General features: G+C 70.7%; 27 protein-coding genes. 12 read left to right on the top strand and 15 right to left on the bottom strand.

Annotation, left to right across the window (positions count from 1 at the left end):
* Nucleotides 1-4 precede the first annotated feature (4 nt).
* From ATK30_RS39520 to ATK30_RS39485, 8 genes are all read right to left on the bottom strand, one after another.
* Complete coding sequence (locus tag ATK30_RS39520) at nucleotides 5-793, bottom strand: aldo/keto reductase (RefSeq protein WP_101439808.1); 789 nt, start codon at nucleotides 791-793, stop codon at nucleotides 5-7.
* 138 nt (nucleotides 794-931) lie between these two features.
* Nucleotides 932-1,414, bottom strand: a complete 483-nt coding sequence (locus tag ATK30_RS39515; RefSeq protein ID WP_101439807.1) for a hypothetical protein — start codon at nucleotides 1,412-1,414, stop codon at nucleotides 932-934.
* Nucleotides 1,415-1,432: 18 nt separating this feature from the next.
* Nucleotides 1,433-3,856 (bottom strand): GcvT family protein, encoded by a 2,424-nt coding sequence (locus tag ATK30_RS39510; protein ID WP_101439806.1) that lies wholly within the window; start codon nucleotides 3,854-3,856, stop codon nucleotides 1,433-1,435.
* A gap of 20 nt (nucleotides 3,857-3,876) precedes the next feature.
* On the bottom strand, nucleotides 3,877-4,722 hold the full coding sequence (gene purU, locus ATK30_RS39505; RefSeq protein WP_101439805.1) for a formyltetrahydrofolate deformylase: 846 nt from the start codon (nucleotides 4,720-4,722) through the stop codon (nucleotides 3,877-3,879).
* On the bottom strand, nucleotides 4,719-5,270 hold the full coding sequence (locus tag ATK30_RS39500) for a sarcosine oxidase subunit gamma (protein ID WP_101439804.1): 552 nt from the start codon (nucleotides 5,268-5,270) through the stop codon (nucleotides 4,719-4,721). Before ATK30_RS39500 ends, purU begins: the two co-directional genes overlap by 4 nt.
* A complete protein-coding gene (locus tag ATK30_RS39495) occupies nucleotides 5,260-8,049 on the bottom strand; it encodes a 2Fe-2S iron-sulfur cluster-binding protein (protein ID WP_101439803.1) in 2,790 nt (929 codons plus the stop codon). The genes ATK30_RS39500 and ATK30_RS39495 overlap by 11 nt, the downstream gene beginning before the upstream one ends.
* The gene (locus ATK30_RS39490) at nucleotides 8,046-8,324 is read right to left on the bottom strand and encodes a sarcosine oxidase subunit delta (RefSeq protein WP_009078042.1); all 279 of its coding nucleotides are present in this window, start codon (nucleotides 8,322-8,324) and stop codon (nucleotides 8,046-8,048) included. The genes ATK30_RS39495 and ATK30_RS39490 overlap by 4 nt, the downstream gene beginning before the upstream one ends.
* Before the next feature lie 8 nt (nucleotides 8,325-8,332).
* Nucleotides 8,333-9,577, bottom strand: a complete 1,245-nt coding sequence (locus tag ATK30_RS39485; protein WP_101439802.1) for a sarcosine oxidase subunit beta family protein — start codon at nucleotides 9,575-9,577, stop codon at nucleotides 8,333-8,335.
* Nucleotides 9,578-9,648: 71 nt separating this feature from the next.
* On the opposite strand from ATK30_RS39485, the gene ATK30_RS39480 reads away from it, so the two are divergent.
* Nucleotides 9,649-10,311, top strand: coding sequence for a GntR family transcriptional regulator (locus ATK30_RS39480; protein WP_183125205.1), 663 nt, complete (start codon nucleotides 9,649-9,651; stop codon nucleotides 10,309-10,311).
* A 100-nt stretch (nucleotides 10,312-10,411) separates the two neighbouring features.
* Nucleotides 10,412-10,783: a nuclear transport factor 2-like protein gene (locus ATK30_RS39475; RefSeq protein ID WP_208637541.1), complete on the top strand. Its 372-nt coding sequence runs from the start codon at nucleotides 10,412-10,414 to the stop codon at nucleotides 10,781-10,783.
* An 18-nt stretch (nucleotides 10,784-10,801) separates the two neighbouring features.
* Here the strand turns inward: ATK30_RS39475 and ATK30_RS39470 are convergent, their stop codons facing one another.
* Nucleotides 10,802-11,923: an aromatic ring-hydroxylating oxygenase subunit alpha gene (locus ATK30_RS39470; RefSeq protein ID WP_101439800.1), complete on the bottom strand. Its 1,122-nt coding sequence runs from the start codon at nucleotides 11,921-11,923 to the stop codon at nucleotides 10,802-10,804.
* A 278-nt stretch (nucleotides 11,924-12,201) separates the two neighbouring features.
* On the opposite strand from ATK30_RS39470, the gene ATK30_RS39465 reads away from it, so the two are divergent.
* Both ATK30_RS39465 and ATK30_RS39460 read left to right on the top strand, forming a co-directional pair.
* Nucleotides 12,202-12,519, top strand: coding sequence for a bifunctional 3-phenylpropionate/cinnamic acid dioxygenase ferredoxin subunit (locus ATK30_RS39465; RefSeq protein WP_101439799.1), 318 nt, complete (start codon nucleotides 12,202-12,204; stop codon nucleotides 12,517-12,519).
* Nucleotides 12,516-13,673 (top strand): NAD(P)/FAD-dependent oxidoreductase, encoded by a 1,158-nt coding sequence (locus tag ATK30_RS39460; RefSeq protein ID WP_101439798.1) that lies wholly within the window; start codon nucleotides 12,516-12,518, stop codon nucleotides 13,671-13,673. Before ATK30_RS39465 ends, ATK30_RS39460 begins: the two co-directional genes overlap by 4 nt.
* Here ATK30_RS39460 and ATK30_RS39455 read toward each other — a convergent pair whose 3' ends face one another.
* Both ATK30_RS39455 and ATK30_RS39450 read right to left on the bottom strand, forming a co-directional pair.
* The gene (locus ATK30_RS39455; protein WP_101439797.1) at nucleotides 13,674-14,108 is read right to left on the bottom strand and encodes a L,D-transpeptidase; all 435 of its coding nucleotides are present in this window, start codon (nucleotides 14,106-14,108) and stop codon (nucleotides 13,674-13,676) included. It lies immediately after the preceding gene.
* A gap of 85 nt (nucleotides 14,109-14,193) precedes the next feature.
* Complete coding sequence (locus ATK30_RS39450; RefSeq protein WP_101439796.1) at nucleotides 14,194-14,748, bottom strand: HD domain-containing protein; 555 nt, start codon at nucleotides 14,746-14,748, stop codon at nucleotides 14,194-14,196.
* Nucleotides 14,749-14,855: 107 nt separating this feature from the next.
* Between ATK30_RS39450 and ATK30_RS39445 the strand changes: the two genes are divergently transcribed.
* Nucleotides 14,856-15,620, top strand: a complete 765-nt coding sequence (locus tag ATK30_RS39445; protein WP_101439795.1) for a crotonase/enoyl-CoA hydratase family protein — start codon at nucleotides 14,856-14,858, stop codon at nucleotides 15,618-15,620.
* A gap of 476 nt (nucleotides 15,621-16,096) precedes the next feature.
* Nucleotides 16,097-16,981, top strand: a complete 885-nt coding sequence (gene lepB, locus ATK30_RS39440; RefSeq protein ID WP_101439794.1) for a signal peptidase I — start codon at nucleotides 16,097-16,099, stop codon at nucleotides 16,979-16,981.
* A 33-nt stretch (nucleotides 16,982-17,014) separates the two neighbouring features.
* On the opposite strand, the gene ATK30_RS47005 is transcribed toward lepB, so the two are convergent.
* A complete protein-coding gene (locus ATK30_RS47005) occupies nucleotides 17,015-17,149 on the bottom strand; it encodes a hypothetical protein (protein WP_279630039.1) in 135 nt (44 codons plus the stop codon).
* A 154-nt stretch (nucleotides 17,150-17,303) separates the two neighbouring features.
* Here ATK30_RS47005 and ATK30_RS39435 point away from each other — a divergent pair, with 154 nt between their 5' ends.
* Nucleotides 17,304-17,795 (top strand): histidine kinase, encoded by a 492-nt coding sequence (locus ATK30_RS39435; protein ID WP_101439793.1) that lies wholly within the window; start codon nucleotides 17,304-17,306, stop codon nucleotides 17,793-17,795.
* A gap of 115 nt (nucleotides 17,796-17,910) precedes the next feature.
* Here ATK30_RS39435 and ATK30_RS39430 read toward each other — a convergent pair whose 3' ends face one another.
* Nucleotides 17,911-18,537, bottom strand: a complete 627-nt coding sequence (locus ATK30_RS39430) for a DsbA family oxidoreductase (protein ID WP_101439792.1) — start codon at nucleotides 18,535-18,537, stop codon at nucleotides 17,911-17,913.
* Between the two features lie 23 nt (nucleotides 18,538-18,560).
* Nucleotides 18,561-19,418 carry an EamA family transporter gene (locus ATK30_RS39425; protein ID WP_244194866.1) on the bottom strand — a complete coding sequence of 286 codons (858 nt, stop codon included), beginning with the start codon at nucleotides 19,416-19,418 and terminating at the stop codon, nucleotides 18,561-18,563.
* 84 nt (nucleotides 19,419-19,502) lie between these two features.
* Here ATK30_RS39425 and ATK30_RS39420 point away from each other — a divergent pair, with 84 nt between their 5' ends.
* A complete protein-coding gene (locus ATK30_RS39420) occupies nucleotides 19,503-20,390 on the top strand; it encodes a LysR family transcriptional regulator (RefSeq protein WP_101439791.1) in 888 nt (295 codons plus the stop codon).
* A 37-nt stretch (nucleotides 20,391-20,427) separates the two neighbouring features.
* Nucleotides 20,428-20,928: a peptide-methionine (S)-S-oxide reductase MsrA gene (msrA, locus tag ATK30_RS39415; protein WP_101439790.1), complete on the top strand. Its 501-nt coding sequence runs from the start codon at nucleotides 20,428-20,430 to the stop codon at nucleotides 20,926-20,928.
* A 4-nt stretch (nucleotides 20,929-20,932) separates the two neighbouring features.
* Here the strand turns inward: msrA and ATK30_RS39410 are convergent, their stop codons facing one another.
* On the bottom strand, nucleotides 20,933-22,153 hold the full coding sequence (locus ATK30_RS39410) for an MFS transporter (RefSeq protein ID WP_101439789.1): 1,221 nt from the start codon (nucleotides 22,151-22,153) through the stop codon (nucleotides 20,933-20,935).
* 324 nt (nucleotides 22,154-22,477) lie between these two features.
* Here ATK30_RS39410 and ATK30_RS39405 point away from each other — a divergent pair, with 324 nt between their 5' ends.
* The 3 genes from ATK30_RS39405 to ATK30_RS39395 are packed head-to-tail and all read left to right on the top strand — an operon-like array spanning nucleotide 22,478 to nucleotide 25,828.
* Nucleotides 22,478-24,055: an ABC transporter substrate-binding protein gene (locus tag ATK30_RS39405; RefSeq protein WP_101441310.1), complete on the top strand. Its 1,578-nt coding sequence runs from the start codon at nucleotides 22,478-22,480 to the stop codon at nucleotides 24,053-24,055.
* A complete protein-coding gene (locus tag ATK30_RS39400; RefSeq protein WP_101439788.1) occupies nucleotides 24,052-25,011 on the top strand; it encodes an ABC transporter permease in 960 nt (319 codons plus the stop codon). The genes ATK30_RS39405 and ATK30_RS39400 overlap by 4 nt, the downstream gene beginning before the upstream one ends.
* Complete coding sequence (locus tag ATK30_RS39395; protein ID WP_101439787.1) at nucleotides 25,004-25,828, top strand: ABC transporter permease; 825 nt, start codon at nucleotides 25,004-25,006, stop codon at nucleotides 25,826-25,828. Before ATK30_RS39400 ends, ATK30_RS39395 begins: the two co-directional genes overlap by 8 nt.

Below are 25,828 nucleotides of genomic sequence, written 5' to 3'. Positions count from 1 at the left end.
CCTCTCAGGAGTCGAGTTCGGCCAGCGCCAGCAGGTCGTCCTCGGCCAGTTCGAAGTCGAACACGTCCGCGTTCTCCCGGATCCGCGAGGGGGTCGCCGATTTCGGGATCGTGATGATGCCCTGCTGCAGATGCCAGCGCAGCACCAGCTGGGCGGGCGTCTTCCCGTACTTCGCCGCCAGCGAGGTGACCACCCGGTCGTTCAGGTGCCTGCCGCGGGCCAGCGGGCTCCACGCCTCGGTCGCGATGCCGTGCTCGGCGTGGAACGCGCGCAGCGGGGCCTGCTGCTGCCACGGGTGCAGTTCGACCTGGTTCACCACCGGCACGACGTCGGTCTCGTCGAGCAGGCGCCGCAGATGGTCGATGCCGAAGTTCGACACGCCGATCGCCCGCACCCGGCCCTCGTTCAGCAGCCGTTCGAGCGCGCGCCAGGTCTCGACGTAGCGGTCCAGCTCCGGTTTCGGCCAATGGATCAGGTACAGGTCGACCGGGCCCAGGCCGAGCGCCTCGGCGCTGCGGTCGAACGCGCGCAGGGTGTTGTCGTAGCCGTGGTCGGTGTTCCAGACCTTGGTGGTGACGAAGACGTCCTCGCGCGGCAACCCGGACTCCCGCACCGCCGCGCCGACCTCGGCCTCGTTGCCGTACATGGCGGCGGTGTCGATGCTGCGGTACCCGGCGTCGAACGCCGTCGCGACGACCTTCGCGACCTGGTCGGGCCGGACCTGGTACATGCCGAGTCCGAGCTGCGGGATGGCGACCGAGTTGTTCAGCGTGAGCAGGGGCGGCACAGCCATGCGGCGATCCTCACTGCGGTGTTCTCGGGAACAGGTCTCCTGGGGAACACCGGAGATCTTGCCATTCCCTGGTCGCCGCCGCTTGCGCCCCCTGCCGCAATCCGCCGCCCGACGTCCGTGAAGGGCCCCTTGAGGGAATCAGATTCCTTCGAGGAGTCCTTCACGGGCCCGCACCGCCTCCGTGACCCGGGCGGCTCTCTCGGCGACCTCGTCCGGCTCCGCGGCGAGCAGGACGCCGTGCCGGGCCTCGACCGCGACTCGTGCGGTCATCGCGGAGGAACGCGCCATTTCCGCGGCCGCGGAGACGTCCGCCAGCGCCGCGGAGTCCACAGTGGACAACAGGCGTTCCGCCACCCGGACGACCTCCCCCGCCGCGGCGACCACATCCGCGGCGGGCTGGGCGCGGTCGGGGACGTCGTGCGTGACGGCGTGGGCGTCGATTTCCGCCAGCCGCAACGCATGGCGCGTCAGGTGGTCCGCTTCCGCATCGCCGCCGGCGGCCCGGCTCAGCAGGGCCGCCGCCTGGGCGAGGGCGAGAGCCGCGACCGTGGCCCCGGCCGGAGCCGGGATCGCGGGCCGGGCGAGGGTGTTCAGGAAGTCGCTCACGATCTGGTCCCGCATGGCGGGCCTCCTTCGCGTTCAGCGCCGGATGCGCTCCATCCCGGGGTCGACCAGCGGTTCCGCGGCCACTGTCGCGGCGACCCGCCGTCCGAAGTACTCGATCTGCACCTGGTCGCCGATCCCGACCGAGCCCGGCAGCCAGGCGTAGGCGATGGGGCGGCCGATCGTGTAGCCGTAGGCCGCGCTCGTGACGTAACCCGCCGGGGTGCCGTCCACGAACACCGGTTCCTTGCCCAGCACGACAGTCCGCCCGTCGTCCACGGTGAGGCAACGCAGCCGCCGCGCCGAGGTTCCTTCGCTGCGACCGTCGATGGCTGCCCGACCGACGAAGTCGCCCTTCGCCGGACGCACCGCGAACCCGACCCCGGCCTCGTACGGGTCGTGCTCGGTGGTCATGTCGGTCCCCCACAGCCGGTAGCCCTTCTCCAGCCGGAGGCTGTTGAACGCACCGCGCCCGGCCGCGATCACGCCCAGCGGCTGCCCGGCGCGCCACAGCGCGTCCCACAGGCGCTGGCCGTTGTCCGCGGAGGTGTAGATCTCCCAGCCGAGCTCGCCCACATAGGACAGTCGCAGGATCGTCACCGGCACCCCGGCGATCCGGGCCCGGCGGCCGCGGAAGTACTTGAGCCCGGTGTGCGAAAGGTCTTCCGCCGACAGCGGTTGCACCAGGTCGCGGGCGAGCGGACCCCAGACGCCGACGCAGCAGGTGCCGCCGGTGGTGTCCTGGACCCGGACGCCTTCCGGGGCCCGGCTGCGGAGGTACGCGACGTCGATGTTGCCGTTGATGCCGACCTGGAACAGCTCCGGTTCCAGCCGTGCCACCGTGATGTCGCTGCGGACGCCGCCCGCGTCGTCGAGCATCAGCGTGTACGTCACCGAGCCGACCGACTTCGCCAGCTGGTTCGTCGTGAGCCCCTGCAGGAACTCCAGCGAACCCGGGCCGCTGACCTCGACGCGCTTGAGCGGGGTCATGTCGTACATCGCCACGCCGTTTCGGGTGTGCCAGGCCTCCGCCGCCACGATCGGCGAATGGAACTGCCCGGCCCAGGCGTCGCGCGCGGGCGGGAGGAAGTCGTGCGGCAGGTCCTTCAGCAGCGACGCGTTGGCCTCGAACCAGTGCGGCCGTTCCCAGCCGCCCGCCTCCAGGAACACCGCGCCCAGCTCGCGCTGGCGGGCGTGGAACGGGCTGACCCGCAGGTCGCGCGGCGAAAGCCGGGGCTGCAGCGGGTGCAGCACGTCGTAGATCTCCACGAAGTTCTGCTGCGCGGTTTCCCGGATGTACTCCGGGGCCAGCTGGACGTCCTCGAACCGGTGCACGTCCAGCTCGTGCAGATCGGTTTCGGAGCGGCCGTCCACAATAGACTCCGCGACCGCCTTCGCGATGCCCGCCGAATGCGTGACCCAGATGGCCTCGGCGATCCAGAATCCGCGCACGTCCGAGGATTCGCCGACGAGAGAACCGCCGTCCGGGGTGAAGGAGAAGATGCCGTTGAAGCCCTCCTCCGCCTTGGTCTGCCCGAGCGCGGGCAGCAGCAGCTTGCTCTCCTCCCACGACGGCGCGAAATCGTCCTCGGTGAACGGCAGCATCGACGGCATCGCGGACGCGGTCACCTCGCCGGGTTCGGCGAAAGTGTCCACCGGCATCGGGCGGTGCGCGTACGAGCCGATGCCGAGCCGGTCGCCGTGCTGGCGGGAGTAGAGGTCCTGGTCCTGATGGCGCAGGATCGGCAGCGCCGGGCGCACCGGGTCGGCTCCGGCCAGTTCGGGGAGCTGGCCGGTCTTCGCGTACTGGTGGGCCAGCGGCAGCAGCGGCACGGTCATGCCGGCCATCTCGCCGATCTCCCGGCCCCAGAATCCGGCGCAGGACACCACGATGTCCGCCGGGATCTCCCCGTCGTGAGTCTTCACGCCGGTGACGCGGCCGTTCGCCTGCTCGATGCCGGTCACCCGGGTCGAGCCGGCGAACCGCGCGCCGCGCGACGACGCCCGTTTGATCAGCTCCTCCACCGCGCGCGAGGCGACAGCGAGCCCGTCGGTCGGGACGTACAGCGCGCCGAAGATCTGGTTCTGGTCGAGCATCGGCCAGCGCCGGACGCATTCGTCCGGGTCGATCAGGTATGCGCCGACGCCCCACGACGTCGCCCAGCCGTGCTTGCGTTTCAGGTCCTCCCACCGCGCCGCGGTGCTGGCCACCTCCATGCCGCCGACCTGGTGGAAACAGCCCAGGTCGAGCAGTTTGCGGACGGTGTAGCCGGCGAACTCGGTCATCGCCTTCGACGGGTTGGTCTGGAACACCAGTCCGGGCGCGTGCGACGTCGAACCGCCGGTCAGCGGCAGCGGGCCCTGGTCGAGCACGGTGACGTCGGTCCAGCCGCGCAGGGTCAGCTCGTCGGCGAGGTTCGCGCCCACGATTCCGGCGCCGATGATCACGACACGGGTCATGAGAACTCCCTGGGAGTAGGTCAGCGGAAGACGACGGTCCGGTTGCCGTTGAGGAGGACGCGCCGTTCGCAGTGCCAGCGCACCGCGCGGGAAAGCGCGAGGGCTTCGGCGTCGCGGCCGACAGTCGCGAGCGCGCGCGGCGAGTGGGTGTGGTCGACCCGCTGCACCTCTTGTTCGATGATCGGGCCTTCGTCGAGTTCGGGAGTCACGTAGTGCGCGGTCGCGCCGACGTACTTCACGCCCCGGTCGTAGGCCTGCGCGTACGGTTTCGCGCCCTTGAACCCGGGCAGGAACGAGTGGTGGATGTTGATCGCGCGGCCCTGCAGCTTCTGGCACAGCTCGTCCGAGAGGACCTGCATGTACCGGGCCAGCACGACGAGGTCGATGTCGTGCTCCCGCACCAGGTCCAGCAGGCGCTGTTCCGCCTCGGCCTTGGTCTCGGGCGTCACCGGGATGTGCACGAACGGCAGCCCGGCGGCCTCGGCCATCGGGCGCAGGTCCTCGTGGTTGGACGCCACGAGCGCGATTTCCGCGCCGAGGGCACCCGCGCGCCAGCGGAAGAGGAGGTCGTTGAGGCAGTGCCCGGCCTTCGACACCATCACCAGCAACCGGTCCGGGGTGCGGTCGGAGAACCGGTACCGCATGGCGTAGTCCCGGGCGACCAGGTCGAACTCGCGGGTCAGATCGTCCACTGTGGCCGGACCGGCGCAGGTGAATTCGGTGCGCAGGAACAGTTCCCCGTGCACGTCGTCGTCGAACTGCTGGTGCTCGACGATGTCGCAGCCGTTGCTCACGAGGAACGTCGTCACGGCGTGCACGATCCCGGAGCGCTCGGGGCAGTGCAGGGTCAAGGTGAACTGGGTCAAGACTCCTCCTCTCGGTATTCCAGCGCCGCGTCGGCGAGCCAGGCGGCGAAGTAGGGGGCGAACGACTGGCGCACGAGCACGGTGAACTCGCCCGCTTCCCGCACCAGCAGGACGATTCCGGTGCGGGCGTACAACGTCTGGACGCAGGTGCCCGGCGGCGCGGCCTTCGGGTGGAGGTCGATCGCGCAGCCATGCGCCAGGACGTCGCGAGCCGCCGGCCCGGCCAGCCGCACCGTGGTGCGCTGCGCCGACACGTCGGTGACCGCGCCGACGGTGATCGCTTCCCGCAGCGCGGCTTCGGTGCCTTCCGGAGCACCGAGCACGAGGTACTCGTCCGGGCCGAGCCACAGCACGTCTCCGATGCCGCTGGTGAACCGGCACACGTCCGGCAGCGCGGTGCCGAGCACGGCTGCGGCGGCGTCGTGGCCTTCGCGGATGCGGACGTTGAGCTGCGAGAGGAACGGTCGTTCTTCGGCGAGCACGGCGGGCGCGCAGCTGGCGAGCAGGCCCGCGTGCTCCGCGAGCGGAGACAGGGTCTTAGCCGTCACGGCGGGTCCCCTCCTTGTCGTAGAGCACGGATTCGGTCACCGTCACCGGCACCACCTCGTCGCCGTCCGCGACATACAGCGTCTCCCCGATCCGCTCCCGGCCGGAGCGGACGAGGGCGAGCGCGAAGGTGCGGTCCAGTGCGGCGCTCGGGTAGCTGGAGGTGACGTGGCCGAGCATGCGGACCGGCGGTTTCGGCACGTGCGCGGTTTCGATGACCTGCGCGCCCTCCGGCAGCAGCGCAGTGGGATCGACCGGAAGCAGGCCGACGAACTGCTTGCGGTCCGGCCGCTGGTTTTCCGCCCGTGAGAAGGACCGTTTGCCGAGAAAGTCCGCCTTCTTCTTGGACACCGCCCAGCTCATGCCGAGGTCCTGCGGGGTGACGGTGCCGTCGGTGTCCTGGCCGATGATCGGGTAGCCCTTCTCGGCGCGCAGGACGTGCATGGTTTCGGTTCCGTACGGGGTGATTCCCTGCTCCGCCAACGCTTCCCAGAGCGCCAGGCCGTACCAGGACGGCACATTGATCTCATACGCCAGCTCGCCGGAGAAGCTGATCCGGCACACTCGCGCGGCGATCCCGGCCACTTCGGCGTCGCGCCAGGTCATGAAGCCGAAGGCGTCGTTGCTGACGTCCAGCTCCGGTGCCAGCCCGGCCAGCACCTCGCGCGAACGCGGGCCGACGAGCGCGACTGTTGCCCAGTGCTCGGTGACCGAGGTGGCGAACACGCGCAGGTGCGGCCATTCGGTCTGCAGCCACTCCTCCATCCAGTCCAGCACCATCGCGGCATTGCCGGTCGTCGTGGTGACGAGGAAGCGGTCCTCGGCCACGCGGATCACGGTGCCGTCGTCGATGACCATGCCGTCCACTCCGCACATCACGCCGTACCGGATCCGGCCGACCTTGAGCGTGCTCATCATGTTCGTGTAGAGCAGGTCGAGGAATTCGGCGGCGTCCGGGCCCTGGACGTCGATCTTGCCGAGCGTCGAACCGTCCATCATGGCCACGTCAGTGCGGGCGGCAATGCACTCCCGCCGGACCGCGGCGTGCAGGTCCTCCCCCGGCTGCGGGTAGTACCACGGGCGCTTCCACTGGCCGACGTTCTCGAACTCCGCGCCGTGCTCGACGTGCCAGGAGTGCAGCGCGGTGACGCGGACCGGGTCGTGCAGCTCGCCGCGGTTGCGTCCGGCCAAAGCGGCGAAGGCGACCGGCGTGTACGGCGGGCGGTAGGTGGTCGGGCGACGGTCGGCGAGGTCGACGCCGAGGGCTTCGGCGGTGATCCCGGCGGCGAGCATGCCGGAGGTCTTGCCCTGATCGTGCGCCGTGCCGATGGTGGTGTAGCGCTTGACGTGCTCCAGCGAGGTGAGGCCCGCGCCAGTCGCGCGGAGCACGTCGGAAACGGTGGCGTCGCGCTGCAGGTCGACGAAGCGGGTGTCCGCATCGGACTCCGCGCCGGGGATCTGCCATTCGACGGCGGGCGGAAGCTCGCGCGGCCGAGCGTCGGAGACCGGGAGCGGGATTTCCGCCGGTGCCTCGATTCCGGCTCCGGCGAGCGCTTTTTCGGCGGCGGTCCGGCCTTCTCGCACGCAACCGGCGAAATCCAGCGTGCCGTTGGCACTGCCTGCTACCCGAGCGGTCGGAAGGTCGCCGTCCGGGAGATACGCGCCGAGCGCGGGTTCGTAGCGCAGGGCACCGCGCTGCTGGCTGAACAGGTGGACGGCAGGCGTCCAGCCGCCCGAGACCAGGAGCGTGTCGCACGGGATCAGCTCCCCGGCGACGCGGACGCCGGTGACGCGCTCGGCGCCATCGGTCGCGGTGACCGCGGCCCCGGTGCGGACCTCGATGCCCCGTTCCGCACAGGCGGCGGTCCAGTTTTCCGGCGCGGCCGGACGAACGTCGACCACCAGCGGGACTTCCACGCCCGCGTCGGCGAGGTCGATCGCCGTCGCGTAGGCGGAATCGTCCATCGTGAACACCACCGCGCGGCGGCCGGGCAGGACGCCGTACCGGTGCAGGTAAGTCCGCGCGGCGCCGGCGAGGAGGATGCCGGGGCGGTCGTTGTCCGGGAACACGATCGGACGTTCGTGCGCGCCGGTCGCGAGGACCGTCTGCCGCGCGCGGATCCGCCATACGCGCTGCCGGGCCGCACCGGACGTCCGGTGCTGCACGGCCAGGACGAAACCGTCGTCGTAGGCGCCGAACGCGGTGGTCCGGTCGAGCACTTCCACGTCCGGCGTCGCGCGGAGTTCGTCGGCGATCGCTCGGGCCCATTCGACGGCGGGCTTCAGGTCGAGGTACTCGTTCGAGCCGAGCAGGGAACCGCCGGGTTCGGGCTGGTCGTCCACCAGCACCACGCGGGCTCCGGCGCGTGCCGCGGTCCGGGCCGCGACGAGCCCGGCCGGACCGGCGCCGACCACGAGCACGTCGCAGTGCAGGTGTTTCGCGTCGTACCGCGCCGGGTCCGGTTCGGTCGCCAACCGGCCCTGGCCGGACAGGCTGCGCGCGACCAGGCCGTCGTACAGCTCGACGGTGGTGGCGGTCTGCATCGGTTCGGGGAACGGCTTTTCCAGCTGCACCACCGCGTTCGGCTCTTCGACGCCCGCCGCCATGATGCCGCGCGGGCGGCCGAGCTTGACGCTCCGGGCGACCTGGTGCACGCCGTGGGCGAGCAGCGCGGACGCGAGCGTGTCGCCGGGATGTCCGGTGAGGACGCGGCCGTCGAAGGTGAACTGGAGCTGGGTGTCGCGGTCGACGTGGCCGCCGCTGGGGAGGCGGAAGGTCATGGGATCACCGGCCGGGGTTCGTCGAGGCGGTAGACCGCCGCGAGTTCGTGGGTGCGGGTGTCGCGAACGGCGTTGAACCAGCGCCGGCAGCCCGCGCTGTGCGTCCAGCGCTCGGCGAGCGGGCCGCTCGGGTTGGCGCGGAAGAAGACGTACTTCGCCCACTCCTCGTCCGACAGCGCCGCTGGGTCCTGCGGGTACGCGACGTGGGCTTGGCCGCCGTAGTGGAATTCGGTCTCCTCGCGGGGACCGCACCAGGGGCAGGGAATCAGCTGCACAGTTGCTCCTAATGCGCGACGGCGGCGGCGCCGTGCTCGTCGACGAGCGCGCCGGTGGTGAACCGGTCGAGGGTGAACGGTTCGGCGTACGGATGGGGCTTGCCCTTCGCGACGGTGTGCGCGAAGCAGTCGCCGACGCCCGGCGTGGCCTTGAACCCGCCGGTCCCCCACCCGCAGTTCAGGTAGAGGTTCTCCACCGGGGTCAGCCCGACGATCGGCGACGCGTCCGGGGTCACGTCGACGATGCCCGCCCAGGTCCGCAGCAGGTGCGCCCGCGCGAACACCGGGAACAGCTCCAGCGCGGCGGCCATCTGGTCCTCGATGATGTGGAACGCGCCGCGCTGGCCGTAGCCGGCGTAGGAGTCGATGCCCGCGCCCATCACGAGTTCTCCCTTGTGCGCCTGGGAAACGTAGACGTGCACGGCGTTCGACATCACCACCGTCGGGTGCACCGGTTCGAGCAGTTCCGACACGAGCGCCTGCAGCGGATGCGACACCAGCGGCAGGTCGATCCCGGCCATCTTCGCCAGCACCGAACTGTGCCCGGCCGCGCACAGCGCGACCTTCCCGGCGGCGATCCGGCCCCGGCTCGTGTCGAGGCCGACGACCTTGCCGTCCCGCGTTTCGATGCCGGTGACCTCGCAGTTCTGGATCAGGTCGACGCCCATCGCGGCGGCCGCGCGGGCGAAACCCCAAGCCACGTAATCGTGTTTGGCGATCCCGGCGCGCGGCTGGTAGGTCGCGCCGAGCACCGGGTAGCGCACGTCCGGCGAGGTGTTGACGATCGGGCAGAGTTCCTTGACCCCGTCCGCGTCGACCCATTCCGCGTCGATCCCGTTGAGCCGGTTGGCGTTCACCCGGCGCACGCTGTCGCGGACGTCCTGCAGGCTGTGCGCGAGGTTGAGCACGCCGCGCTGGCTGAACAGGATCGGGTAGCCGAGGTCTTCTTCGAGGCCCTCCCACAGCTTCAGCGAATGCTCGTAGATGCCGGAGCTTTCGTCCCACAGGTAGTTCGAGCGGATGATCGTCGTGTTGCGGGCCATGTTCCCGCCGGCGAGCCAGCCCTTCTCCAGCACCGCGACGTTCGTGATGCCGTGCACCTTGGCGAGGTAGTAGGCGGTCGCGAGGCCGTGCCCGCCGCCGCCCACCACGACGACGTCGTACGCGCGCCGCGGCTCCGGGTCCCGCCACAGGAAATCCGGGTGGTCCGGAAGGTCCGCGCCCGGGGGACGGGACTGGTCCGTCGTGGTCATTCCGGCTGGCCTCCCGTATCGGACAACTGGTCGACTACTGATATATCAATCTTCGCTGTAGAGTATGCCGGGTGAGCACCCCGGTCAACCACGTCATCCCGGCCGCCGCCCCGTCGCTGGCCGAACGCGCCTACGAGTTCCTGCGCGACTGTCTCGTCATGCTCGACATCAAGCCGGGCGACCCGATCAACGAGGAATGGGCGGGCACCGCGCTCGGCATGGGCCGCACGCCGATCCGCGAAGCGCTGAAACGGCTCGAGACCGAACGCCTCGTGGTCGCGTACCCGCGCCGCGGCACGTTCGCCACGGACGTCAACATCTCCGACCTCGCGCACATCTCCGAGGTCCGGCGCACCCTCGAGCCGACGGCCGCCGCGTCCGCCGCGACGCGGGCGACCGACGCCGACCGGGCACGGCTGGTGGAGCTGCGCGATCAGCTGGATTCGGCCACCCCGAAGGAAAACGCCGAACTCCTGCGCACCGACCTCGAACTCCACCGCGCGATCTACGCCTGCGTGCACAATCCGTTCTTCGAGGACACCCTGATCCACTACGACAACCTCGCGACCCGGATCTGGTGCGTGTTCCTCCCCCGGCTGCGCGGCATGGCCGGGCACGTGGACGAGCATTCGCCGCTGCTGACGGCGATCGCCGAGGGCGACGCGAAGAAGGCTTCGGCGCTGACGCTCGACCACGTGACCGGTTTCGAGGAAGCGATCCGCGCGCTGATCTGACCGGCCCGCACCGGAAGTGTCCAGGAATCTGGACACTCCGGCGGCGTCGGCCCCGGCAGCATCGGGGAATCGATCCCCGAGCGGAAGGCACCGCGAGCCGATGAGCACCACACCAGACCAGGCCACCGCCGAACTCGCCGAGAACTGGGTGAAGGCGCTGGCCGACATCGACCTCTTCCTCAAGATCTGCGTCAAGGACTGTCCCGTGTGGCACAGCGCCGACGACAAATGGGTCACGGTCTCCGAGGCGGTCGCCGCCGTGCACGAGCGCGCGGGCGACGGACCGGTGCCGGACTTCCGCCCGGTCGGCGTCACCTTCACCGAAAAGGGGTTCTTCAACGAGGCGGCCGTCGAGATCGAGGTCGGCGGCAACCCGGTGAAGCTGCACCTCGTGCAGATCGTCGAGGCGAAGGACGGGAAAGCGGTCCGCGTGCGCGAGTACATCGGCCCAGAGATGGACATCCAGCCCTGACCGGCGCGGGCGCGGGTGCTACTCCCCGGTCCGCGCCCGCACCCAGTCATGGAACTCGCCGATGTGGTGTTCGCTCGGCACCAGCACGCCGCCGCGGGCGTACGCGCGCGAGCCCATCGCCTGCTGACACCGTTCGCACGCCTCGAAATCCTGCTGGTTCACCCGGTGGAACAGCTCCACCGAACGATCCAGGTCCGCGCCCGACTCGACCACCTCCGGCAGGTACAGCCAGTCGCAGCGGACCAAGGTGCGGTCCGGCGCGAGCGGGAACATCCGGTGCACGATCACGTGGTCCGGCACCAGGTTCACGAACACCTGCGGCCGGATGGTGATCGCGTAGTACCGGCGGTCCTGGTGCTCGCCGACGCCGGGCAGCCGCTGCAAGCCGTCGCCGCCGTCCACAGTGAACCCGGTGACGTCCGCGCCGAATTCCGCGCCGTGGCCGACGTAATACTGTGCGGCGTACCCGTCCGCGAACTCCGGGAGCACCTCGGTGAGTTCCGGATGGATGGTCGCGCAGTGGTAGCACTCCATGAAGTTCTCGATGATCTGCTTCCAGTTCGCGCGCACGTCGTACTCGATGCGCCGGCCCAGCGCCAGATTCTCGATGCCGTACGCCTCGATCTCGCCCGGGCCGCCGAGCCGTTCGCTCACGTCGGCCATCACAGTGTCCGCAAAGGACGGTGCTTCTTCGGCGAGGCAAACCCAGGCGTAGCCGAGCCATTCGCGCAGATGCAACCGGGTGAGGCCGTACTCGACGCGGTCGACGTCCGGCATCCCGGTCAGATTCGGGGCGGCGACGAGCTTTCCGTCGAGGCCGTAGGTCCACGCGTGGTACATGCACTGGAAAGCGCGCTTCACCGACCCCTTTTCGTCGGTGCACAGCCGCGCGCCGCGGTGGCGGCACACGTTCAGGAACGCGCGCAGAGCCCCGTCGCGACCGCGGGCGATCAGCACGCTTTCGCGGCCGATCTGCACGGTCTCGAACGAGCCGGGCGACGGCAGGTCGGCGCTGCGCACGGCGCAGAACCATCCCGCTTCGAAGATCCGCTCCTGCTCCCGGGCGAAGATCGCCGGGTCGGTGTAGTGCGGCCCGGGCAGAGTCGGCAGCAGGCTCTGCGGGAGGTCGATCGCGGTCACCGGCAGGGCTCCTCTCGAGGTTCTCGATGTTGCGTATTACGCGTCTTGTTGCCCTCTCCGGAACAAGATGAGGCTCGGCGGGGGCGCTGTCAAGCACCCGTCCCTGGCCGCACCCGTTCGCCGGAACCGCCTTCGACCAGCGGTTTCATCCGGAACCGCGCTCCGCAAAACTCGCCCGCGTAACCTCTTGACGACACCCCTTCCGCGCGCTCAGACTCTGTTGCGTATCACGTTGGGTGTTCCTCAATACGCAACAACTCCCAGCTTCGGAGGAATCAATGCTGCGCGCGTGCACTGTGGACGAACTGCCCCCGGGCGAGTCCGTCCGGATCGCGGGGCCGGAGCCCATCGCCGTCTTCAACGCCGACGGCGAGCTGTACGCGATCGGGGACACCTGCACCCACCAGGACGCGTCGCTGGCCGACGGCTGGCTCGAGGGCTGCTTCGTGGAGTGTCCGCTGCACGCGGCGCTCTTCGACCTCCGCACCGGCATGCCGTCGTGCCTGCCCGCCAAGCAGCCGGTGCGCACCTACCAGGTGCAGGTCGCCGAGGGCGTGATCTACGTGCTCGCCGACGCCGCCGAGGACGCTGCGTGAAGACGGTCGCGATCGTCGGCGCTTCGCTCGCCGGCGCCCGCGCGGCGCAGGAACTGCGCGCCCAGGGGTTCGACGGCCGCGTGGTCCTGGTCGGCGAAGAGCCGCATCTCCCCTACGACCGGCCGCCGCTGTCGAAGGCCTTCCTCGCCGGGACGGCGTCGCGCGAGTCGCTGGAGCTGCTCGACGCCGACGACCTCGCCTCGCTGGACGTCCGGCTCGGCACCCGCGCGGAACGTCTCGACCCGTCGACCGGCCGTCTCGTCCTGTCCGACGGCGAACTCGAAGCGGACGGCGTCGTGCTCGCGACCGGCGGGCGCGCCCGTGCCTTGCCGGGGACGGAATCCGTTGCCGGAGTTCACGTTCTGCGCACCTTGGACGACGCACTCGCCCTGCGCGAGGAGCTGATCCCCGGCGCGCGCGTGGTGATCGTCGGCGGCGGGTTCATCGGGGCCGAGGTGGCGTCGACGTGCAATGCCTTGGGCTTGGACGTCACTGTGCTGGAGGCGCTGCCGACGCCTCTGGCCCGCGTACTGGGTCCGGAGCTCGGCTCGATCTGCGCGCGCCTGCACGACCGGAACGGCGTCACCCTGCGCTGCGGCGCTTCGGTGGCCGGGCTTTCCACGCTCTCCGGCCGGGTCACCGGGGTGGAGCTGGAGACCGGCGAGACTCTGCCCGCGGACGTGGTCGTCGCCGGAATCGGCATGGTTCCCGCGGTCGAATGGCTCCATGGTTCCGGGCTGGTCGTCGACAACGGCGTACGGACCGACTCCGGCCTGGTCGCTTCGCTGCCGAACGTGGTCGCGGCGGGGGACGTCGCGGCGTACGGTCCAGCGGGCACCCGGCACGAGCACTGGACGAACGCCAGCGAACAGGCGTCTGTCGCGGTCGCGAATCTGCTGGCCGGGCAGGCGGTCCGGGAGTACGAACCGAGCGGTTACGTCTGGTCGGATCAGTACGCCGGCACCCTCCAGCTGGCTGGGCATCCCTCGCCCGACGACGAGGTGCGCTTTGCCGACGGCGGCCCGGACGACGAGTCCTTCCTCGCCACCTACCACCGCGACGGCCAGACCGTGGCAGTGTTCGGGCTCAACAACCCGAGGGGGTTCGGCCGCCTGCGCAGGCAAGCGCTGCGGCGGCCGATGCCCGTCGGGTGATTACCGCACCACCTGCACCACGTCGCCCGGCTGCAGCGTGTTGAAGAACGCCACCGCGTCCGCGTGCGAGAGGTGGACGCAGCCGTGCGACTGGACCTTCAGACTGCCCTGATGGAACGCCACCCCGGTGTTGGTGAAGAAAACCGAGTACGGCATCGGGCCGTTGAACTCCTTGCTGTAGTGGTGAAGATCCTTGTACTGCACGTGGAACGTGCCGACCGGGGTCGGGAACGCGGGCTTGCCGACGGTGACGGGCACGCCGCCGCGGGCGACCTTGCCGTGGTCCATCAGCCACGCTGTGTTCGCCGAGAGCTTCAGGCACGCCTTCGCCTGGGCGCCGCACGGCGGTCCCGCTGCCTCCGCGTTCGCCGTGAAGCCGACCGTTGCCGCCATCGCCGCGATACTGGCCAGTACTGCCGTGATTTTCCGGTTCATCCTGTGCCTCCCCGAGATGGTCGTTCTTTGGATCTTTCCCAAGGAGGACAGTCCTAAACCAGAAGTGCGCCCATGTGGGTGAGCTCTAACGAGACCGCCAAGCCAGTGGCGATGTCGCCAGCGCGGCCTCGGCAACCCGCCTCGCAGTTTCGGTGAAGAGCCCGGCCTGCGCCGACGCGAGCCATTCGTCCACTGTGGAGACTCCGGTCGCCCGGTATTCGAGGGCCTGGAAAAGCATTTCGAGTTTGTCGGCGTCTTTCGCGCATCGCGCCTCGGCCGATTCGCGTGTTTCGTACTCGTCTACCGCCGCCCGCACGGTTTCCGCCGACGCGCGCGGCAGGCTCGCGGTCTGGTCCGCTGTGATCGCGCGAGGCTCCGGTTTCGTCAGGTACGGCGCGGCGGTGTGCGGCAGGTCGCCGGTGCGGGTCTCCTGAGTGTCGTGCCACAGCGCCAGAAACGCCGCGCGCTCGGGGCTCGCGCCTTCCTCGGCGGCGAGCAGCGCGGCCAGCTGCGCCGCGCGGAGGCTGTGCTCGGCCACCGACTCCGGGTCGCGGACCCCTGCCTGCCACCAGCCCGCGCGGCGGACCCGCTTGAGCACCCCCAGTTCGAACCCGAACGCGGCCAGGCTTTCGGCGTCCATTCCCGCGGTCTCCTTCCCGTGCCGATCTCCGCGCCGGAGCCTACGGGGCATGGCATGCTGCCCGGGCACCCGCTTTGTCCACCGCTTTGTCCCCGAGGAGGCCGCGAGTGAGCACAGTGCTGGTCGAGCGCGACGGTCCGGTCACCACCATCGGCATCAACCGGCCGGAACGCCGCAACGCCGTCGACCGCGACACCGCCGAAGCGCTGGCCGACGCGTTCCGGGAATTCGACGCCTCGGACGCCGCGGTCGCGGTGCTGTACGGCGTCGGCGGGACGTTCTGCGCGGGCGCGGATCTCAAGGCGGTGAGCGAAGGCCGCGGCAACCGGACCGAACCGGACGGCGACGGCCCGATGGGCCCGACGCGCCTGCGGTTGCGCAAGCCGGTGCTCGCGGCGGTGTCCGGGCACGCCGTCGCGGGCGGACTGGAGCTGGCGATCTGGGCAGACCTCCGGATCGCGGACGAAACGGCGGTGTTCGGCGTGTTCTGCCGGCGCTGGGGCGTCCCTCTGATCGACGGCGGCACGGTGCGGCTGCCGCGGCTGATCGGCCGGAGCCACGCGCTCGATCTCGTGCTCACCGGCCGCCCGGTCGGCGCGGAGGAGGCGCACCGGATCGGCTTGGCGAATCGCGTCGTGCCCGCCGGGCAGGCGCTGCCCGCCGCGGTCGCCCTCGGGCGGGACATCGCCGCGTTCCCGCAGACCTGCTTGCGGGAGGATCGGGCGGCCTTGCTGGAAAGCGAGTCCCTGAGCGAGGAATCCGCGATGGACAACGAATTCCGGCACGGGATTCAGTCGCTCAGCGCGGATACCCTCGCGGGAGCCACCCGGTTCGCCGAGGGAGCCGGGCGGCACGGGTCGTTCGAGAACTAGTCGCTGCCGCTTGTCTTTGCCAGCAGGGCATTTCGCGGTCGGCGGGTGCGGCGTTCCGTTGAGCTGGTCCCCTCACCTTCGCCGGAACCTCAGCGGTGACGCGCAATCCGGTCTCTCCGCGGTGCGAGATCGCTGGTCCTCCGCCCGTACGACGCCCCGACGGTGCTGCTCGAAGGGCGAGCCGAGGGTCTCCACCTCCGCCGGGCTGCGTTTCTCCCGAGGCTCTGACGCACGCGCCCCGGGACACTCCGACCCCGATCGACCGGCGCGCTGCTCCGGTTTCCGCCCCATCTCCTGCCGGTTCCCCCGTCCGACCCGGCTCCCCGGCCGGATTCCGAACCTCTCCCCCGATTCCGGCCCGTTTTCCTTCCCTGAGGGCGAAATCTCCGGTTGCCGTCCCGCCCACCGGCACGACCCCCCGATCGTGGCCGCGCGCGGTCCGCCGTCCGGCGGGCGGATCTGGGTAGCCTGACGGCGTGGCCGACCCGATCCCCCCAGTCCCCGCCCCCGGCGAGTCCGGATCCGACCGTCCCGGCGCGGACGAACCGCCCCGGAAAGCGCGGCGGAAGCGTCCGTTCTGGCAGGAGCTGCCGATCCTGATCGGGATCGCGCTCGTGCTGACGATCCTGATCCAGCAGTTCGTCGCGAAGGTGTTCCTGATCCCGTCGGCGTCGATGGAGACGACGCTGCACGGATGCGACGGCTGCTTCGGCGACCGGGTCGTCGTCGACCGCGTCACCTACGATTTCACCGATCCCGCCCCCGGCGACGTCATCGTCTTCCGCGGCCCGCAGCCGTGGACCGCGAACGAGATCGCCCCGCAGGAATCGGGCAACATCTTCACGAAGGCGGTGCGCGGCCTCGGTTCGCTGGTCGGCTTCGCGCCGCCGGACGAGCGCGACTTCGTGAAACGCGTCATCGCCGTCGGCGGCCAGACCGTCCAGTGCTGCGACCCGCAGGGCCGCGTCCTGGTCGACGGCAAACCTCTCGACGAGCCGTACGTGCACTGGCTGGAGCAGCCGCCGACGGCGCGCCAGACGTTCGCCCCGGTCACCGTCCCGAAGGGCAGCCTCTGGGTGATGGGCGACAACCGGGAGAACTCGTGCGATTCCCGCTGCCAGGGCGGCGGCGGGGTGAACGGCACCGTCCCGGTGGACGACGTCATCGGCAAGGCGCGCGTGATCGTCCTGCCGCCCTCGCGCTGGGGCGGCGTCAGCGACCACGACCCGCAAGCCGCGCCCGCGGCGCTCGGCGCTCCCGCGTGGCAACAGGGAATCCCGCTCGGTGCGGGCGCGCTGCTGGCGTTCCCGACGCTCGCGGCCGGACGGGGTCTGCGACGGAAGCTGAGCAAGCACGACTGACCTCCCCGCCCCGCGGACGTCCCCGCACTCGTCTCAAGCCGGATGCCGGGTCACCACCCGGATCCGGCGGACGGTGGGCGATGCGGGGCTGAACTCGGTGAGCCGTGCCTCCGGTCCGGCGGCCGCCGCGCCGCAGGGCCTGCCCGGCAGGAGCTCCACTGTGGACACGGCGACCGCTCAGCGGGACGCCTGGGTGGTCCGGACCTGTGACCTGCGGTTCTCCCGGACACCGCCCTCCCGCCGCAGCGCGGCCCGGCGGCGGTGGCATGATGCCCGCACGGTCCCGGCCGATCGGACCGCTCGCCGAGGAGGAAGGTGACGCTTGAGCACGCGCACAACCCAGGTGGACGACCTCCGGCTGGTGGCGCAGCCGAGCGCGGTCCCGTGCACCGAGCTGTTCGTCCGCCTGATCCTGACCGACTGGTCGCTCTTGCCGATGCTGGAGCAGGTCACGAACGCCGCGGTCCGGCTCGTCGGCGACGTCGTCGACCAGAGCAGCCCGTCCGCGCCCGCTTTCGTGACCGTCCGGCTCCAGCTGCGCGGCGACCGGCTCGTCATCGAGGTGGACGACGATCTCGTCGCCCCGAGCCCGCCTCGCGACGAGCGGATCGGGGTGCGGCAGGGCGACCGCGGCGGCCGCACCACGTGGTGCGAGCTTCCGCTGCCCGGCGGGATTTCGGCGGGACAGGTCCGGCTGCCGCGCCGGGGCGACCGGCGCACGCTGGTGGACGAACCCGTCTCCGGCGAACCGGTCACCGCGGACCCGCAGGTGCTCGAACGGCTGCTGAACCGCCTCAGCACCTGGTCCGAGTAAGCGTCGCCCCGGCGAGTCCGGACCTTTCGCGACCGGCATTGCCGCAGCAGCACCCGAAATCGCCGGGACAGCCACGCTCGCTCAGCATTGAAGACGGGCAGTCGAATCCCGGCGATCACCCGGCGGAAGCGGCCCAAGCCTTTTCGAGCGCCTGCGCGAAAACCTCCACGGACTGTCCTCCGGAGACCCCGAACCGCCGTCCCAGCACGAAAAACGGCACCCCGCCCGCGCCCAGTTCCGCGGCTTCCCGCTCCTCGGCGCGGACCGCCTCCGCATACCGCGACGGATCCGCCAGCACCGCTTCGGCCTCAGCGCGCGGCAATCCGGCCTCCTCGGCGACATCGGTCAGCACCTCGGAGGTGAACACCGGCCGAGCCTCGGCGAAATTCGCGCGGAACAACGCGGACAGCATCTCGTTCTCCAGGCCCTTCTCGCGAGCCAGATGCAGCAGGCGGTGCGCGTCGAAGGTGTTGCCGATTTCCCGGTCCGTCCGGTAGCCGAGCCCTTCCGCCTCGGCGAGCCCGGCGACCCGCTGCTCCATCTCCCCCGCCTGCGGCCCGTACTTCGCGGTGAGCATGTCCAGCAGCGGTTCGGTCCCGGTCCGCCCGGGGTCGAGCTCGAACGACCGGTACGTCACGGTCACCTCGTCCCGGTGCTCGAACCCGGCCAGCGCCTTCTCGAACCGCGCCTTCCCGAGATAGCACCACGGGCACACGACATCGCTCCAGATTTCCACCTGCATGCCGCCAGCCTAGAGCGCGCCCGCTAGACGGCGGTCTTCACCGGTTCCCGCGCCCCGGTCCGTTCCGCGCCGATGCCCGCCGCCACCACGAACGCGATCCCGGCCGCCGCAGCGAAATTCGGCACCTGGTGCAGCACGATCAGCCCGAGCACCAGCGCGATCGCCGGTTCCAGGCTCATCAGGGTCCCGAACGCCGACGCCGTCAACCGGCGCAACGCCATCATCTCCAGGCTGAACGGCACCACCGGCACGAGCACGGCGAGCCCCAGCCCGGCGAGCAGCAGCGGCCACGTCACCTGGCCCAGCACCGCAGGCCCGTGCACGACGGTGGCGAGCAGACCCGCCACCGGCATCGACACCGCCAGCCCGCGCAGGCCCGACACCTCGTCGCCGACTCGTTGCGTCAGCACGATGTAGGCGCCCCAGCAGGCCGCCGCCGCGAGCGCGCAGCCGAGGCCGACGAGGTCGGTCCCGCCCTGCCACGGCTGGGTCAGCAGCACCACTCCGGCCGCCGCCAGCACCGGCCACACCCGGGTTCCGTTGCGGCCGCGCACGATCGCGACGGTCAGCGGGCCGAGGAATTCCAGCGCGCTCGCCGTGCCCAGCGGCAGCCGGGTCGCGGCGATCATGAACAGGATCGTCATCCCGGCCGTCGCGAAGCCGAGCACTACGCACGTCAGCAACGCCGGGCGGCGGAACGCCGACGGCCGCGGCCGCACGAGCACCAGCAGCAGGACGCCGGCCCACGCGAGCCGCAGCCACGCGACGCCGGTCGGCCCGATCCGGTTCGCGAGGCCGACCGAAACCGCCAGTCCGAGCTGGACGGACAGCATGGCGCCGACGGCGAGGGCGACGCCGGCCCGGGGAGTGGAGGGAAGCACGCTGTCCAGGAGAACCCATCCGGACCGTTCGTGTCCACGTGCCAATCCTGGACGTACTGTCCGGATATCGTGAACAATCAAGCGATGGAGACCCGCAGGCTGCAGTTCCTCCTCGAGTTGTCGCGGCTCGGCTCGATGCGCGCGGTCGCGGACGTGCTCGAAACCACAACGTCGACCGTCTCGCAGCAGATCTCGGTGCTGGCCAAGGAAACCGGGGTCGCGCTCCTCGAACCGGACGGCCGCCGCGTGCGGCTCACTCCTGCCGGGCGACGGCTGGCCGAGCACGCCGTCACGATCCTGGCCGCGGTCGAGGCCGCCCGCGTCGACCTCGATCCCGAAGCCGAACCCGCCGGAACCGTGCGCGTCGCGGGCTTCGGGACCGGCGTACGCCACGCCGTGCTCCCAGTCGCGGATCAGCTCGCGCAGCGGCATCCGCAGGTCCGCGTGACGATCAGCGAGCACGAACCGGCCGAGGCGCTCGCACAGCTCCGGACCGACGACATCGACCTCGCGCTCACCTACGACTACAACCTCGCGCCCGCGACCGCGGATCCGTCGCTCGCCGTGCGTCCGCTGTGGGCCGAGCCGTGGGGTCTCGCGGTGCCGCGCGCGGACGCGAAACGGTTGCGGGGCAACGGAACCCTGGACGTCTTCGCCGCGCTCCGCGACCGCGACTGGATCGGCAACTCCCGCAACGGCGCGGACGAGACAGTCGTCGGGACGCTGGCGTCTATGGCCGGGTTCTCCCCGAGGTTCACCCACCGCGCGGACAACCTCGACCTGGTGCAGGACCTGATCGCGGCGGGCGGCGGAGTGGGCCTGCTGCCCGAATCCTGGCCGACCCGGTCCGACGTCACCGTCCTGCCGCTGACCGGGCCGGACGTCCGGCTGCGCGCCTTCGCCTGCACCCGGCGCGGACGGGACGCGTGGCCGCCGCTCGCCCTCGTCCTCGGGCTGCTGCCCGGCGACTAGCATGGGAGCGCAGCGGTTCGAGCACGGAGGAGGCGACATGGCGGAAGAAAAGGCGATTCTGGCCGGCGGGTGTTTCTGGGGCATGGAGGAGCTGTTCCGCCACCAGCCCGGCGTGACCGCGACCCGCGTCGGCTACAGCGGCGGCGACGTCCCGAACGCCACCTACCGCAACCACGGCACCCACGCCGAAACCATCGAAGTCACCTACGACCCCGACCAGACCGACTTCCGCACCCTCCTCGAATTCTTCTTCCAGGTCCACGACCCCACCACCACAAACCGCCAGGGCAACGACATCGGCACCAGCTACCGCTCCGCCATCTTCTACACCACCGACGAACAAAAACGCATCGCCGAAGACACCATCGCCGACGTCGACGCCTCCGGACTCTGGCCCGGCACAGTCGTCACCGAAGTCACCCCCGCCGGAGACTTCTGGGAAGCCGAACCCGAACACCAGAACTACCTCCAGCGCTACCCCCACGGCTACACCTGCCACTTCCCCCGCCCCGGCTGGAAACTCCCGAAACGCGGCTGACGCCTCAGCGCGCCATCGCGGCCTCTGCCTCCCGGAACGCCGACGGGGACAGCTGCCGCCATACCACCGACGTCCCGACGAGCTGGACCGCCGCCGCCATCACCCACACCCCGCGCAAGCTCCAGTGCACCGCCACGAAGCCGCCCGCGAGCGCACCCAGCGGCGTCAAGCCCCAGGCCAGCGCGCGATGGCTGGTCAGCACGCGGCCCAGCAGCTCCGACGGGGTGAACCGCTGCCGGCTGGACTGCGAACAGACATTCCAGATCAACGTCGTCCCGGTCAGGAAGATCAGCACCGCGCCGACCAGCGCCGGCCACGGCGGCACGATCGCGAGCAGCAGCTGGCTCAGCACCGCGCACGCCTGCGCGATCCGCATCGCCGTCGAGTAGCCGAACCGCCGCACGAACCGGTCCACGAAGAACGACGACACCACCCAGCCGACGGCCAAGCAGGCCAGCAGCACGCCGCAGCCGAACGGAGCGAGGTGCAGTTCCTGCGTGGCGTAGAGGACGAGCATCGAGTTGCCCGCGGCCGCCGCGAACGACCCCAAAGCGACCGTGATGGTGATCGACCGCAGCAACGGCGTGCCGACCAGATAGCGCAACCCGGCCGTCACGTCCTTCAGCGGATGCACCGGTGTGCGCACCGGCTTCGCCGACGGGATTCCCCGTGCGAGCAGCAAGGCGCCCAGCGCGGCGACGGCCGCCAGCCACGCGGGCAGTCCCGCGCTGACCCCGATCAGCAACCCGGTCGCCGGCGGCACCACGAACTGGACCATGCCGCGGTCGATCACCTGCAGCCGGGAATTCGCCATGTTGAGCTGATCCGGCGCGACCACCTCGGGGACCACCGAACCCGCCGCGCCGTCGCCGAACACCTGCGCCGTCGTGAGCACGAAGGCCACCGCCAGCAGCGCGGGCAGGCTCAGCGAACCGGTGGAACCCAGCACTGCCAACGCGAGCGCGGCGACGACCTGCACCGCGTAGGCGGAAGCGAGCACGGTCGTCCGCCGGACCCGGTCGATCACCACTCCGGCGAACAGCGAAAGCAGCAGCCACGGCGCTTGCCCGGCCACGTTCACCAGGGACACCGCACGCGGGTCGGTGGTGATCGAGACGGCCAGCAAGGGCAGCGCCGCGAGCAAAAGCCCTTCACAGGTTGAACCGGACACCGCCACCGCTTGCAGGCGGACCCAAGCCGGCCCGCTCCCACCCCACCCCGCCATGTCCGCCAGTGTCCTCCGCGCCGCAACCGGTTTTCCGCAGCACACCGCCGCGCGCTCCCGCTCTCCGGACCTTCTCGCCGAACAAAACCGCGCCGGATATCACGCGGGCGCGGGCCACGCTTTCCCTTGTCCGTCAACCGGAATCCGCGCGCCCGGCCGGATCGCGGGACAGCGGTTCACGTGCTGGGACGGGCTTCAGCGAACCGCCGCGAACGGTTGAGCTGGAGGCATCCGATCCGTCCCCGCTGGAGGAACTCCGTGCCCCGCCACACCCCGCCCCGGCCCCCGCGTCCCGCTCGAGCGCGGGCCCGTCTCGCCTTCGCGCTGGCCCTTCCGCTGCTGCTCGCCGCCTGCGGCACGGCGGGCGGAGCCAGCCCGCAGGACGCCGGTCCCCCGCGTCCGGGCGGCACGCTCCGGCTGGGCATCTCGTCCAATCCGGACTGCATCGACCCGCAGCAGGTCAGCACGAACGCCTCGGTGAACGTCGGCCGTCAGCTGGTCGATTCGCTCACCGACCAGGACCCGAAGACCGGCGCGATCACGCCCTGGCTCGCCGACCGCTGGACGGTCAGCCCCGATTCCACGAGCTTCACCTTCCACCTCCGCTCCGGCGCGACGTTCTCCGACGGCTCCCCGGTGGACGCCGCCGCAGTGAAGACCAGCTTCGACGGCATCAAGGCGCTCGGCGCGAAAGCCCTGCTCGGCTCCAGCTACCTGGCCGCCTACCGCGGCGCGACGGTGCTCGACCCGGCGACGGTCCGGCTCGACTTCACCCAGCCCAGCGCGCAATTCCTGCAGGCCAGCTCCACGATGTCGCTCGGCGTGCTCGCCCCCGCGGCGTTCCGGCACACCGCCGAGCAACGCTGCCAGGGCGCCGGACTGATCGGCTCCGGTCCGTTCGTCTTCACCAGTCTGAAGCCGAACCAGGACATCGTGCTCGGCAAGCGCACCGGCTACCACTGGGGTTCACCGTTGTGGCGGCACCAGGGCGAGGCGTACGTCGACAAGATCGACTTCCGCGTGGTGCCGGAGCCGGGCGTGCGATCCGGCAGCCTGACCTCCGGCCAGCTCGACGCGATCACGGACGTGCAGCCGGTGGACGAACCGCAGTTCTCCGGCAACGGCTTCACCGAACCGGTCCGGCCGAACCCGGGCATCGTGTTCAACCTGCACGCGAACACCACGCGCGGCGTCCTCGCCGACCAGAAGGTGCGCCAGGCGGTGTCGAAGGGCGTGAACCGGCCCGAGGTCACCAGCACCGTGCTCACCCCGAACTACAAGCCCGCGACGAGCATCCTCGGCTCCGCGACGCCGCTGTACACCGATCTGTCGAAGGAACTCGCCTACGACCCGGCGGGCGCGCAGGCGCTGCTGCAGTCCGACGGCTGGGTCCCCGGCCCGGACGGCATCCGGACGAAGAACGGGCAGCGGCTGACCGCGTCCGTGCTGTTCTCCCCGGTGTTCAACCAGAATCAGAGCGTCCTGGAGCTGATCCAGCAGCAGTTGCGCAAGATCGGCTTCGACCTGAAGATCGAGCTGCACACCAACTCGGAAGTCACCCGCCTGCAGCAGGCCGGCGACTACGACTTCCTCTGGTACAACGTCACCCGCGCCGACCCGGACATCCTGCGCCAGCAGTTCTCCACGAAGACGAACAATCGCAGCAAGCTGCCCGCGGACAATCCGCTCGACGCGTCGCTGACCGAGCAGTCCGCCACTGTCGACCCCGCGAAGCGCAAGCCCGCGGCGGAACAAGCGCAGCGGACCATCGTGGAGCAGGCCTACGCAATCCCGGTGTTCGAGCTGACGCAGGTGCTCGGCGTCGGACCGAACGCGCATGACGTCGGCTTCGAGGCTTCCTCGCGGCTCCAGCTGTTCGACGCCTGGGTTTCGGGCTCGTGAACGGCTTTCCGCTGCTTCGCCGGGTTCTGCAGGCCGTAGTGGTGCTGTGGGCGGCGTTCACGCTGTCGTTCGTCATCCTGTACCTGCTGCCCGGCGACGCGGTGCTGACCAAGCTCGGTTCCGCCGAGGGCGGGCCCAGCGCGTCGCCGGAGCAGATCGCCGCCCTGCGCGCCGAGTACGGGCTGGACGACCCGGTTCTCGTGCAGTACGGCAAGCACCTCCTCGCCGCGCTGCACGGCGACTTCGGCACGTCGGTGGCCACCGGCGACGACGCGACGCACCAGGTCCTCACCGCGTTGCCGCCGACGCTCGCCGTCTCCGGCCTTGCGCTGGTGCTCGCGATCGTCTTCGGCGGCGGGATCGCCGTGCTGGGCACCTTCACCCGCACCCGCTGGGTGAGCCAGCTGCTGCTTTCCTTGCCGCCGCTGGGGACTTCGCTGCCGACGTTCTGGGTCGGGCTGCTGCTGATCCAGCTGTTCTCGTTCCAGCTGCGGCTGTTCCCGGCACTCGGGTCGACCGGCTTCGCGTCGCTGGTCCTCCCCGCGGTCACGCTCGCCCTGCCGACCGGGGCGATCATCGCGCAAGTGCTGGCGAAGAGCCTGCGAACGCAGCTCACCGAACCGTACATCGAAGTCGTGCGAGCGAAGGGCGCGAGCCGCCGTCGAGTCCACTTCGGACACGCGCTGCGCAACGCCGGACTGCCCGCGCTCACGCTGGTGGGCGTGGTCGCGGGCAACCTGCTGGCCGGTTCGGTGGTGACCGAAACCGTGTTCTCCCGAGACGGGCTCGGCCGGGTCACGGCGTCGGCGGTGACCGCGCAGGACGTGCCGGTGGTGCAGGCGGTGATCGTGCTCGCCGCGTTCTTCTTCGTGGTGCTCAACCTGGTCGTCGACCTCGTGTACCCGCTGCTCGACCCGCGGGTGTCCGCGCGCAAGGAGGTGCCCGCGCATGTCTGAAGCGGTTTTGCCGCAACGGTTTCTCCTGCGGCGGCCCGGTCTGGTGTTGTCCGGGTTCGTGCTCGCGGCGGTGCTGATCGCCGCTTTCGCGCCCACGCTGTTCACCGGCCAGGACCCGATCACCGGCGTCCCGTCCGAACGGCTCCAGGGCCCGTCGCTCGGGCACTTGTTCGGCACCGACGAAACCGGGCGCGACGTGTTCGCCCGTGTCGTGCACGGGGCCGGTTTGTCCCTGCGGGCGACGGTTCTCGCGGTCCTCGTCGCGTTCGCCGCCGGGTCTGCCCTGGGGCTCCTCGCCGGGTTCCGCGGCGGCTGGCTCGACGCGGTCGTGATGCGGATCGTCGATGTCCTCCAGGCGGTCCCGGCGATCCTGCTGTCGCTGGCCCTGGTGACGGCGCTCGGGTTCGGCACCACGAACGTCGCGATCGCCGTCGGGGTCGCGAACCTCGCCTCGTTCGCCCGGCTCATGCGCGCCGAGGTGCTGCGGGTGCGCTCCGGCGTGTTCGTCGAGGCGGCGCGGGCGTCCGGCGTGCGCTGGGCCGGGGTGCTCGCGCGGCACATACTGCCCAACGCACTAGGACCGGTGCTGGTACTGGCCACGGTGACAGTCGGAACCGCGGTGCTCGAAGTGTCCGCACTCAGCTTCCTCGGGTTCGGCGCGAGCCCGCCGACGCCGGAATGGGGTGCGCTCGTGGCCGGCGGACGCAATTTCCTGGCCACCGCTTGGTGGATGACCACGTTCCCGGGCTTGACCGTCGCGGCCGTCGTGCTGGCCGCGAACCGCGTGTCCCGGGCTCTCGACGGCGAACGGAGCTGA

The sequence above is a fragment of the Amycolatopsis echigonensis genome (assembly GCF_002846615.1).
Taxonomy (GTDB): domain Bacteria; phylum Actinomycetota; class Actinomycetes; order Mycobacteriales; family Pseudonocardiaceae; genus Amycolatopsis; species Amycolatopsis echigonensis.
Note: the sequence above shows the minus strand (reverse complement) of the source record. Positions and strands in the feature narration are given on the sequence as shown.